The organism is [Scytonema hofmanni] UTEX 2349, assembly GCF_000582685.1.
GTDB lineage: Bacteria > Cyanobacteriota > Cyanobacteriia > Cyanobacteriales > Nostocaceae > Hassallia > Hassallia hofmanni.
In genome coordinates, this window is the sequence record NZ_KK073768.1 from 1,783,567 (window position 1) to 1,795,088 (window position 11,522).

Sequence of the window (11,522 nt, forward strand, 5' to 3'; positions counted from 1 at the left end):
AGGTACGGAAATAAAATAGCGCAAAGTTGGCGGGGTCGGTTTCCGTCCCGTCAACCTTTGTAAGAACGGATTTATTCAAATGATTCTATCTTTCTTTTCCTTTCCCCTTTTCCCCTTCCCTTTTTCCCCTTCCCCTTTTCCCCTCTTATCGACCTCTAGGTGGTTCGATTTGTAAGTCTTGTTCTTGTCCTTCGATAATGATTTCGATGCCTCTAACGTCTTTGAAAATGATTTCCGCACGGCGATCGCGTGCATAATCTACTCGACCAGAACCATCACTTACACGCTGGGTTTCACCCTCAGAACGAATGGTCATGCGTTCTGGGGCGATACCTTGGCGTAATAAGTAATTTCTCGTAGCTAATGCCCGTCGTCTACCCAACGCTAGGTTATAGGCGTTGCTAGCACGGGGATCGGTGTGACCGATTATTTCAATGACAATCACCGGATATTGCTTCAACACCTGCGTTACCCGATCCAAAACCAGCGAACTCGCCGGACTAATAAAGGATTTATCTAAGGCAAAGTGAACGTTGCGCGGTACACGTATCCGCAACGGTTCTGGTGGTTCTGGTGGTGGGGGTGGTGCCGGCGGTTCTGGTGGTGGGGGTGGTGTCGGTTTTGAAGTACACTGCGGTGGCTGTATGGGCGTTGGACTAGAAGATGGTGTCAGGTTCGTTGGTGTACCAGGAGTGCCAATTACCGCTGCGATCGCACTTTCGGATGTCCCATATTTCGGATCGGTAGCGATCGCACTCACCATTTCTCCTGTCTGCAAGTTTGTCGCCGTCAGGCTAAAATTGCCCTTATTATCTACAGGCACCGTCGCCAAAACTTGACTCAACGCTCCATAACCGGGTTCATAAAGCGCTTTTTTTCCTCTTTGATAATCTCCCAAACGATATATTGTTACCTGTGAACCTGGGTCAGCCTTCCCTTGCAAAGTCACCCCGCTACCACTCGGCAGAAACGACCGTGCCGTAAATTCTGGTGCATTAATTGCCCCATTTCCGGTATCCCGACGCCGATTGTCGGAATCCCGCTTCGGGTTGGGACCATCCCCCCGCTGAAAGTCGCTGACATCAAGATTGCCTTGGGTGTTCAGGTCAATGCTCAAACCTTCCAAAGCGGTAAACAAATTATCTTGAATAATATTCCGTTCCGTATTAGGGAACGCCGACACTACTACCCCAGGTCCAGTTTGATGGTCAATCTCATTACCAATTATTTGATGATTGCTTCCCATCACATAAACAGCCGCACGTCGCAATCGTCTACCGTTATAAGTGATTTTGTTATTTTGCAACAACACATCACCTTCAGGTTTAAATAAATACACCCCTGCCCCATCGTTGGCACAAATCAAGTTACCTATAATCTGCGACTTTGTAACCACACCCTCAAACCGCAAGGCATCTGGCATCCCGTCAATACCATTTCCGACGATGATGTTTTGTTCAACTACCGTATTTTCACCCCTAACAGAAGTAATAATTGCACTGCCATCATGATAATAAATTCGGTTTTTGCGAATTGTCGCACCTTGGGAATTAAAAACATAAACCCCAAAAGCCGATGTAATTGGTGGCATCCTTTCATCAGTTGTCAGTCCCAACCAGTTGTTTTCGATGACAACATTCTTCGGTGGAACATCTCGGTCATAAAAAGGAAAACTATCATTAGGTGGTTGCTGTCGTTTCGTATTCGGAGGTGGAAAACGATGAGAAATGACAATATCCCCTGGTGGTGTCGTCAGCGTCACCGGTTTGGGAATCCCATCATAAATTAATAAGTTCCCCAACTGCTGCTTAACCGGACTGGCATTAAAACCATAAATACTTAAGCCGCGAATCGTTACACCATCCGCGACAACAGTCAAGCCGCGAAATATTTCTTTATCTGTCGCTGGAGTTATCGTCACCACCGGCACCGGAATGGCAATTTCTGCCGTCGCTGAACTGGCAGCATCATATCCCGGTTGCGTCCCACCATCAATCACCAATCCCGGACTTGACAAATCGGGCAATTGTTGCTGCAACTGAATCGTCGTTGCCCCATTAGGCAAATTAAATTCAATGCGGGAACTGCCGCTACTTTGTGGTTGAACTAAAGCCTTTTCGCTACTGCTGAGTTGTTCAACCGATAACGTACCATTCACCAGAGCGATCGCTTCTCGCAATGTCAGTTCTGAATCAGCCTGAATATTCCCATCAGAGTTACTGTTCACCACCACCCGCAAAGCTGGTAGAGTCGGCGTTTGACTAAATGCAACCCCCGAACTTAAAAGCAAAAAGGGCATGGGGCATAGGGCATAGGGCATGGGGGATAGGGCAAGTGAAATTCGCAAACTTCTTTTTATTCCCATTGCCCATTGCCTATTGCCCATCAACAATAAACGAAATTTCACACTCAACATCACTCCTGTAAACCTCGCATTCTATGGCTATCTAGGGATTGGGGACTGGGGATTGGGGATTGGGGAAGATATTCTTTATTCCTCATTTTTAATCCCTAGTCCCTAGTCCCTTATCCCCAGTCCCTAGTTCTTTGAGACGACTGATCAACTTCTGGGGTGAATTTTGCCCCATCGCAAGCCGCAGACGGTTAATCAACTTGCTTTGAGAATTACCATCCCTGCTAACCACTGGTCCGACTTCCGATTCCTGTTGCTGTTTCGGTACAGGTTTTTGCAATCCAAATCCACCCAAAAGTTCATTCAACTTCAAGCTGATATTCACATAAATACCGCCCTGAGACCGATAGCCAGTGAAGTCCCGATCATCGATGCTACCAAAGCTGTAGCCCAGCCCCACGCGCAAATCAGGTGTTAAATAATACCCGGTTTCCACAGCGACGCCAAACTCATCATAATCAGTCCCACTATTCGAGTTTTGCCCAATCCAGCGCCCTTCCACCGCCAAATCAGTACGATAACCAAGTCTGTAACTTGCCCGCATCTGCGCCAAATTCACCGTCCCGTCGTAGCGATCGCCATTTAAATAGGTGACACCATTACGCAGAGCGAATTTCCCATAAAATTCCCAACGCCAATTTGGGGCATAAATAGCCTCCGCAGAAAATACATGCCCTGTAGCAGTGCTGCCAGTCAATTGCGCTTCGGGAATTGAGTCAAAATTTTGCCGCCACTCATATTTCAACAAAGCGTTAAACTTATCATTGCTGGGGTCGCGGTAAGCTATCCCAAATCTCAAATTTGCCGTGTCGCCGAGTTCTTGAAATCTGACTCCATCGCTGACAATACCGGCAGAAGTTGGTAGAAATACATTTGCCTCACCTGCTTGTTGAAAGCGAACCAATGCCGTTAAAGCCGGAGTAATTTTACCAGAAGCAGCGGCGGAAATAACTAGATTGTTGCCTTCATCGCCATCACGATATTCAAATCTTGTGCTTGCCTTGAAATCAGGATTATCAGTATATTCAAACCCTAAACTATACACCGAACCAGCAAAAAGTCCCAGTGAAGAAGCCGTTTGACCAACAGCGTAATACTGTTCATTGCGGGAACCGGCAGCGGTGGCGTTAAAGATATTTCTAAAGATGTACTGGTATCCAACATTTACCTTTAAACCTGGGGCAACCCGAAAGCCCTGATCTAATCCTACGGCTCCTTGACCTTGAAACCCATTGAAACCACTTAATACCGAATAGCGACCAGTAATCGCCGTATTTTCTGCTAACTTGCGATCGAAAATCGTATCCAAAGTAGTGAAAGAATTGCCGCGCAGTAACTCACTATCATCATAGAATTGGTGAGCGAGTCGCACCGTCACCCCTTCCATAGCCTTCCAATCCAAGCCGAAAGTACTGCGGTTAGGATAAAGTGGGTCAGAACCATTTATATTTAATTCATTTTGCGCCTGAAAGGTCAATGATTGAGTTAGAGGCAATTTTAGCCGAGATACCAACTGATTCGCATTACCATTAAAGCGATCGCTCACCCGATCTTCACGCGATCGATTCACATACTCCACACTCGCGTCTGCATTTCCGATTCTTTGCAAAATGCCGACGCGGAAGGTTTTTAACTCATTACTAACCCTGTCCCCAACTCGCGTTTGAGGCTGCGGATTGAATAAGTCAAAAAAGTCTACAATATTCCCCGTAGAGCGACCGTAGTTTTCTTCAAAGTCGTAACCAACAGTAAAGCTGGTGGTGTCTGTCACCCTTGCCAACAATGATCCACCATACCGTGTTTGCCCCGGTGAAAAACTAAAAGTGGCGTTGTTGGCGAAATTTGGGTCAACTCCTCGATAATAAGCACTAGCGCTGATTCTCTCAGCAATATTACCAAATGCTTCTAACCGATAAGCATTACCCGTCACCTCTCGTCCAGTCAGCAAATCGCTGTTAGAACGGGCAAATTCCCCAACAATCCGACCTGAATTCCCCAAGGAAACTAAGAAATCTGCTCCATACAATTGAAAATCTTGATCGCCTTGGTCTTCTCTTAAATAAGAACCGGCGATGTAAGTTTTACTTTCCAGCTCGTTGGAAAGATTATATTGCAGTCGTCCGCCGTAAAGTTTGGAATCTTCACCACCATCATTTTGGTAAGTAACCACAACTCGTCTCACCAAAGTTGTGCCAAAAGGGTTCAAATCTGTTGATAGAATTGGACGGCGAAACAAAAGTGTCCCGCGATCGTACTCTATTTCATAATCTTGTCCACGATACAACTGTTCGCGCTGAACCACTGTACCTGGACGCTGAATTTCCTCTGCTTCTACATAAACAATTTCACTTCCCGGAACAATCAACCGCTTGGAGAGGAAATAATTTCCGCTAGTTCCATTCGGCACAAAGGTATCGCGCTGGAAACCCTCAATATTATTGGCATACAAACCAGTTACCTGCAAGTTGCCAAAATTGTAGTTACCCTTAAACCCGTGTAATTGACGCGAGGTTGCCGTATACAACTGCGAGGAACGGTTGAATTCCTGGGTGTTGTAGTCCCCCCACATAAAGTAATCTGGCTCTGCCCCAGGCACCGAAGAACTGCGCTCAAAGCGGGCGTAGAAGCTATCTATCGAGGGGGCAGTTGAAGTGAAAGTAGAACTGTCACCATAGACGGGATATTGTTGTTCGCAAAATTGAATTCCCCCAAAGAGGCGATTTCTGCCTTCGCAATCTTGATTGAGGGGACGTTGGCTGTTATATGCGCCGGTAAATAACCAATCTCCAACCTTACCTGTCGCAAACACCGCACTATAGAAGTCAACTTGAGTGCCACCAGTGCGACCAGGTGCGAGAAAATCGCTATAACTACCGAAGTAATCAGTTCCCCGCTGTCCAATTCGCAAATTGATTACCCCTGTCACTAGGGATGGACGCAGGTAAGTTGTGAATTCAATTTGGGTATAAGCTTCTAGTGGCTGACTGCCAACTAGTTCAAATAAAGAGCTATCGTTTTGTTGGGGAAATGGTTGACTTCCCCCAGTTGTATTGCTGTCTCCGTAATACGGGATTGATGGTTGCCCGATCGCTTCGGGTGGTAGTTGTCTAAAACGATTTCGGGTCTGAATTTTGTCTACCCCAGCCCGAATCCTGACTTGTTGAGGCTTGATATCTGATTGCAAAGTGGCAACAAATTCACCACCGATCGCCCTAACTTGAAACCCTGGTTGGTCTTTTTCTTGGTCTGCCCCAACAAACTTCCCTGCGGTGGTGGTCAATGTCACCATCACATCTTTGGTAAGGAGTTGACCTTTATCGTCGGTAATTTGCCCCGAAAGCTTGATGGTAGAACGTCCATCAGCTTGAACTCGCGGATCTCCTACAGGTGTAAGTTCAATTCGTGCTTTGCGATCCTTTCCAATAATCTGCGGTGTACTACTGGGCAAGATTTCCTGAGTCGTCGGTGGTGCTTGTAGCGGTGTTTGTTGCGACGGTGGAGGAACAGGTTGTTGAATCGGAGAAGCCGGATTTTGTTGAAATTGAGTTGCCGGATCTTGGGGAAATCCGCCTGAATCTTGGCTCAGTTGGGAAATTTGTGTTATGAGTCCGGGGAGGAGTGGGGGAGTGGGGGATGAGAGGAGGGGGGGAGTGGGGGATGAGGGGGATGAGGAAGTAAATTCTCCCTTATCTCCCTTATCTCCCTTATCTCCCTTATCTCCCTTATCTCCCTTATCTCCCTTATCTCCCTTATCTCCCTTATCTCCCTTATCTCCCTTATCTCCCTTATCTCCCTTGTCTCCCTTGTCCCCTTGTCCCCTTGTCTCCAAGTCCCCTTGTCCTATTGCGGTCGAGGTTTCGGCAGCTCCCCGCAGGCGATCGCCTAAGGTGCTAGCACAAACACTGCGATCAAAAAATGGTGTGGCGATCGCTAAAAATACAGGCAACATTAGGGACTGGGGTAAGGCAAGATTTACATGAGGATTCAGACCCCAACTAAACCTTAAAAGAACCTCTTTCCCAGTCCCCAGTAACCAGTCCCTAGTCCCCAGTTGTCCTATATTCCGCTTCATCCTCAAATTTTTGGCAAAATTTACATAAGTTTTTCTAGTTTTCATCGCTTACCTCCTGAAAAGGCAGGGGTAACTCCAAAATTGATTCGTGCCAAACTACCTGGTGCTAATTTCACCATGCGTGACTGGCTATTTTTTTCGATAAAGTAGTTGTTAGGTGCTAAAGCGTAACCAGGTAAGCTACTCAAGTCCAGTGTTGCTGAACGATAACCGGATATAACACCTGGCAAGGAAAATAATCCTTTCGCATCGGCAACGATGCGATTGCCGTCGTCCATATAAATCACGGCGTTCGGTACTCCTGGTTCGTTCGGCTGCTGTTCACCATCAAAGTTTTTATCGACAAACACGCGACCAATCAAGGTACCACAATCGGAAAGAATACCCGGTCGAATGCGTATCCGATAGCTGGTTTGGTTGCTTGTCAAACTTCCGGCTCTGGCTTGGGCTAAGTTTCTGCCATCTCCTCGAACTGCATCTGGTGTTACTTCAGCGGCATATACCACAACTAAGGTTTCGTTCGGTTGCAGTCCAACACTCGCATTAATTGTCACCGTCCGATTTGAACCCCGGTCAGTGGTTAAAGGGACTTCCCTACCACCGATAGAACCTTTCAACGATCTGTTGATCAATCGCACCCCTAGAGGCAGTCTGTCTGTAATCGATACCTGGCTTGTTGCTGCCCTCCCAGCGTTTCTGATGGCAAGGCGATAAACTACTGTTTCGCCCGGTTCGGCTGCTGCTCTGTCACCTGTTTTGATAATCTCCAAAGCTGCTTGTCCGGCAGTTAAAGTCACCTCATTTGAGCGAACTTGTGGAAGATTGTCTGCGCCAGCACCTGCGGTATTCCTGATTACTCCTGTTTGAGCAAAAACAGGTACGCCTACGTAAATAAATATACTGAGCGAGAAAAACGGAAAAAAGAGGCTCTTATGCCTCAACCATGAATTTATAGAGGTCATTGGAAGGCATCAAGCAATAGCAGAGGATTGTTATGGGGTTAGGTTTTTGTGGAAAAACCTAATTCTTTTCTGGGATGAATTCATTTTTTTTAGACGCAAGCATCGTATCACCCAACGGGAGAGCCACTTGGTTGGCGTAGCGTCTCCCCCAATCGAGACGGAACGGAAACCGTTCTTGCCGAGTGGACTCAGTAAATTTTGATAAGTGGTCTTTTAACTTTGATACAATTGCAGTTTTTTCACAATTCCTTTTACACAATCTTTAATTAACTTTTTTTGGAAGGAGAGCATAACGAGAACATGTGTCAATCTGAATAACACATAATTTTGATTTGACATGCGATCGCTGTTTCTATTTTCAGATATAACGATTAAATCACTGGGATTATTGCTGCCATGCTATTAGCAATACTGGTTGTGAAACTTAAGTCACAAAAGTATTACCAAAATTTCACTGTTACCCATGAAAAATACCGTATAGAACTGTAATTGCAATATAAAGAAAGCAAAAACAGCTTTCCTTAGTCCGCTTACTGTTTTTCCCTTTGTCTTGCAAGGGAATGATGTCGATTGAGTGGAATTAAATTTTATATTCAGGAAGCAAAATGATGTAAAATGTCCTCCTTCTGGTAGATGAAATATTTTTTGCCCAAATTCACTGCAACACTAAGCACCCAAAAAGCTTGCCGTTTACTAACTGCTTGTATCTACTGCACCCTAATACAATTACGCCTTGCTAACTACTCCTAGAAAAACATTTCTATTTTTTTGTGATTAGAGCATGTTATCAAAGCCGTGTCAATTTTAAAAACAAAATTTGTTACTTTTACAGTAACTGCCAAGATAAATATATCTACTTCAAATTCATGCGCCGAATAAAAAGTATTGGCAATTGCTGCCAATAGATGAACACAACTGATGATTCTGAGATTCTACCAGGTTGCTGCCAATAAATTAACATTACTGGATAATCTAGTTAATTTATTTAACGCATGTATGATGCCCTGAATACAGCCTGAGGGGGTGACAACTTCGTCTCAAAGCCTTGTCAAATGATGAATAATCCAGTAGACGATATCCGAAGTTGTAAAATTAGTATTTTTAACTAACACTGAGAGTGATAATACTCAGAAATCATCTTTAAGCCATCAGTGATAGAAAAATTTATTCAGTATGTTTTCTTATACTTTTTTTCCAAGTTTTCTACGTATCAGCATATTTTCTAGATAATAAATAAAGCTGATAAAAGATGATACTAACCAGTTAGTCTCTGACAATTGTCAAAGATCATCCGACTTTTGTCTTGCAGTGTATGGTTGCAATGATGAATCATACACTGCAAGGATTAGATACATAACGCATTTCTGTTACTAGTAATTTAATATTTAAAGTAATTTTATTGACATAACTAGGAAACTGATGAAAAAGAGGGGAAAGGGAAACCCTATAAATAAATTTAGGGTTTTCAATTGCGGACGCTAATTTTTCAATACATGAAGAAGGCAAAAGGGACGGAGTTATTTGAAATTAATAAAAATACTTCAAATTACTTCTTCCCCTTTCCCGTTTTCCCTTTAAGAGTGATCCATAAAAATAAATAGCCTTACGGGTGTTAAGGATCGCTTGAATGATATGCTGGGCATTTATTTCTTCTCGATTCGGGGAGATGCGTTGCTTTTGATTGCAGTATGCTAAGATGCACCCCCTCCTTAGTAAAATGCGCTTGTCTTATTAATATTTTCCAACAATCGCTTTGCCCAGTACTCAATAACTATACAAAGTTTATATGGTTAATCATTTTATCATATAAATATCTTATCTAATTAAAGTTAGGGGTAAAGAACCAATTTCTAGACCAATACCGTTCAGTTTAGCTGCATCGGACGAGTGTATTCATTTATAGATAAAACAAATAGGCGAGATTTATTGGTTTTACCCAAAATAATTCTCACCCTAGATGCCCGAAAGGGATCTGACCATAGGGTATTGCTTTGTGGTTACTACTTCAATTTCAATGCATTTCGTCGTATTCAGTGGCTTCAACTCGTCGGGTTTCTACACGAGGGGGGAGAAATTCAGCCCGTCGTACAGGAGCCAGGGGCGGTGTCGGACCATTATAAGGATGAATTACTTGTACGGTACGGGTAGAACGCTGCCGTGGCGAGAACAAAGCCAACACACCAGCGACAACAACACCACCGCCAATCGTTAGAGTCATACCTGCCACTGCCCAAACTATGGGTGAAGACGACCAAGGAGTTTCAGTCTGCTGCTTCAATGCTGCTTGTTGAGCTGCTTGGTTATTGACGCTTAATTGAGCTTGGTTTTTATAATTTTCAACTTGATATTGAAGTTGGGGAATTTGCTGTTTGAGCAGATCGTTTTCTCGCTGTAGCACGTCAAGCTGACTTTTCTGCCGTTCCATTTGCATTCTGAACTCTTCGGTTCCGCTGGGATTGATTGGCGCAGGATTGGGGTATGGTTGCCCGTAAGCAGAATATTGTCCTGGCTGCATCATTTGCGGTGCGACTACAGTAGCTGGGATTTGCGGGGCAACAGCAATATTAGGTTGTAGATTTGGAGTACCTGTCCCTTTGAGCAATACGATCGCTGCTAGACCAGCTACAGCAACTCCGCCGATAAATGCCATACTTTCACTCATCGCCTCTCCCCCTCAACTGCGACGTAATTATAACCATTTGTGATTTACTCACTCTCACACTCATCGAAACTCCTTGGGTCTGAAACCCCGTCCTTCGCTTGACGGCTTTATATTTGCTCCATTACCGCCTAGGGGTTGCTTAATTCGGTGTGCCGTTGTATTGCACTTTCAATGGGACAATTACCATTTCAAATCTCACAACCCTGTACGCATAACGGTTTTGTTCCGAAGAACCTCCCTTTCGGGGTGATGTTAGCTTAGACCTGTTATAAGAGCTTGTTGGGCTTGCAACACTAAACCAGTGACCTTAGTTTTGTTTAATCACAAGCGACAGAGCGGGGGACTAGCTTCGCATTGCCCTCGGTGTCATGACTCAAATAACGTTTACCTATTTCTAGGTGGTCGGGTCAGAATGGCTTGATGATTTCTCATTCAAGCCCTATGCATGACGGCTAGGGTTCCTGACTATTTATAACCTATTCAAGTTTACATAATACTCAAACCATAAGCGGATGTATCAGCTATTTTTTTACAGCTTGATATCTGCTCTTAATATTCAAGAACATATCGGTTAAATTGTCTACTAAGTCAGGGCAAAAAACTTTCAATTTGGGCATTGGGCATTGGGCATTGGGCATTGGGCATTGGGCATTGGGCATTGGGCATTGGGAATAGAAAGAAATGTCCCCCTGCTCCCCCTGCTCCCCTTGTCCCCTTGCTCCCCCTGCTCCCCAGTCCCCAGTCCCCAGTCCCTAATCCCCAGTCTCTATGTCAGCTTGAAGTTTTGCGAGTTGTTCTGGGGTGAGTTCGTCGAGTCGATGAAGCAAAAAAGCTTTTTCGTATTCTTCTCGTTGCTGATGGTAGGTCATTTTTTGCCCAACTGCACGAAAAAGATAGGTTGCTACCCAGCCAATCAACCCACACACTAGCAACGCTTGGCTCCAAATTCCGGCTTTCTGGCTATCTAAGCCTACTAGCTGAAATAATACATACGCCAAGCCACCAGCTACAAAAAACCCAAAGACAATTCCAACAGCGTCAATCCGTCGCATCTCTAGTTATGACTATAAATGAAGTACATTTTTTATAAAACCCCTCTCGTTGTAAAGACGTAGCAGTGCTACGTCTCTACGTGTATTCGGTTAAACTTCAATTTGTCGCCGTCTGGGTCGAAGATTTACAAAAGGTGACAAAAGCAACAAACCGGGCAAGAAGAAGAAGACGAGAAAGTACATAAAACCGCGCTCAAAGGAGCTAGCCACATACCACCGTTGTGTGAGGTACACCAAGGCTGCTGCTGGTATGACTAATAGATAAGCTCCAGCCAAAATCAGATACAGTAGGGCTACAACCATAATTGTCTCTCTATATAGGGGTGCATCTGTTTTCCATCATAGGCTGAACGCCGATTAG

7 protein-coding genes are annotated in these 11,522 nt (G+C 44.6%); all 7 read right to left on the bottom strand.

From position 1 onward, the window contains the following. Positions 1-145: 145 nt before the first annotated feature. The 7 genes from TOL9009_RS0113095 to ndhL all read right to left on the bottom strand — a co-directional run bounded on the left by TOL9009_RS0113095 (position 146) and on the right by ndhL (position 11,464). A complete protein-coding gene (locus TOL9009_RS0113095; protein ID WP_242055577.1) occupies positions 146-2,299 on the bottom strand; it encodes an OmpA family protein in 2,154 nt (717 codons plus the stop codon). A 205-nt stretch (positions 2,300-2,504) separates the two neighbouring features. Continuing rightward, positions 2,505-6,530 carry a hypothetical protein gene (locus TOL9009_RS39010; protein WP_260675888.1) on the bottom strand — a complete coding sequence of 1,342 codons (4,026 nt, stop codon included), beginning with the start codon at positions 6,528-6,530 and terminating at the stop codon, positions 2,505-2,507. Further along, positions 6,527-7,447, bottom strand: coding sequence for a DUF11 domain-containing protein (locus TOL9009_RS0113105; protein WP_029633211.1), 921 nt, complete (start codon positions 7,445-7,447; stop codon positions 6,527-6,529). The genes TOL9009_RS39010 and TOL9009_RS0113105 overlap by 4 nt, the downstream gene beginning before the upstream one ends. 2,011 nt (positions 7,448-9,458) lie before the next feature. Beyond that, complete coding sequence (locus TOL9009_RS0113110; RefSeq protein ID WP_029633212.1) at positions 9,459-10,109, bottom strand: hypothetical protein; 651 nt, start codon at positions 10,107-10,109, stop codon at positions 9,459-9,461. Positions 10,110-10,630: 521 nt separating this feature from the next. Further along, positions 10,631-10,768 (bottom strand): hypothetical protein, encoded by a 138-nt coding sequence (locus tag TOL9009_RS47245; RefSeq protein WP_186227548.1) that lies wholly within the window; start codon positions 10,766-10,768, stop codon positions 10,631-10,633. Positions 10,769-10,861: 93 nt separating this feature from the next. Beyond that, positions 10,862-11,161 (bottom strand): DUF3007 family protein, encoded by a 300-nt coding sequence (locus TOL9009_RS0113115; RefSeq protein WP_029633213.1) that lies wholly within the window; start codon positions 11,159-11,161, stop codon positions 10,862-10,864. A 90-nt stretch (positions 11,162-11,251) separates the two neighbouring features. After that, positions 11,252-11,464: an NAD(P)H-quinone oxidoreductase subunit L gene (gene ndhL, locus TOL9009_RS0113120; RefSeq protein ID WP_029633214.1), complete on the bottom strand. Its 213-nt coding sequence runs from the start codon at positions 11,462-11,464 to the stop codon at positions 11,252-11,254. Between the last annotated feature and the right edge of the window lie 58 nt (positions 11,465-11,522).

What these genes read in the sequence shown, in the direction of transcription:
- TOL9009_RS0113095 (WP_242055577.1), bottom strand. Translation starts at nt 2,299, where the DNA reads ATGCCCTTTTTGCTTTTAAGTTCGGGGGTTGCATTTAGTCAAACGCCG.
- TOL9009_RS39010 (WP_260675888.1), bottom strand. Translation starts at nt 6,530, where the DNA reads ATGAAAACTAGAAAAACTTATGTAAATTTTGCCAAAAATTTGAGGATG.
- TOL9009_RS0113105 (WP_029633211.1), bottom strand. Translation starts at nt 7,447, where the DNA reads ATGACCTCTATAAATTCATGGTTGAGGCATAAGAGCCTCTTTTTTCCG.
- TOL9009_RS0113110 (WP_029633212.1), bottom strand. Translation starts at nt 10,109, where the DNA reads ATGAGTGAAAGTATGGCATTTATCGGCGGAGTTGCTGTAGCTGGTCTA.
- TOL9009_RS47245 (WP_186227548.1), bottom strand. Translation starts at nt 10,768, where the DNA reads ATGCCCAATGCCCAATGCCCAATGCCCAATGCCCAATGCCCAATGCCC.
- TOL9009_RS0113115 (WP_029633213.1), bottom strand. Translation starts at nt 11,161, where the DNA reads ATGCGACGGATTGACGCTGTTGGAATTGTCTTTGGGTTTTTTGTAGCT.
- ndhL (WP_029633214.1), bottom strand. Translation starts at nt 11,464, where the DNA reads ATGGTTGTAGCCCTACTGTATCTGATTTTGGCTGGAGCTTATCTATTA.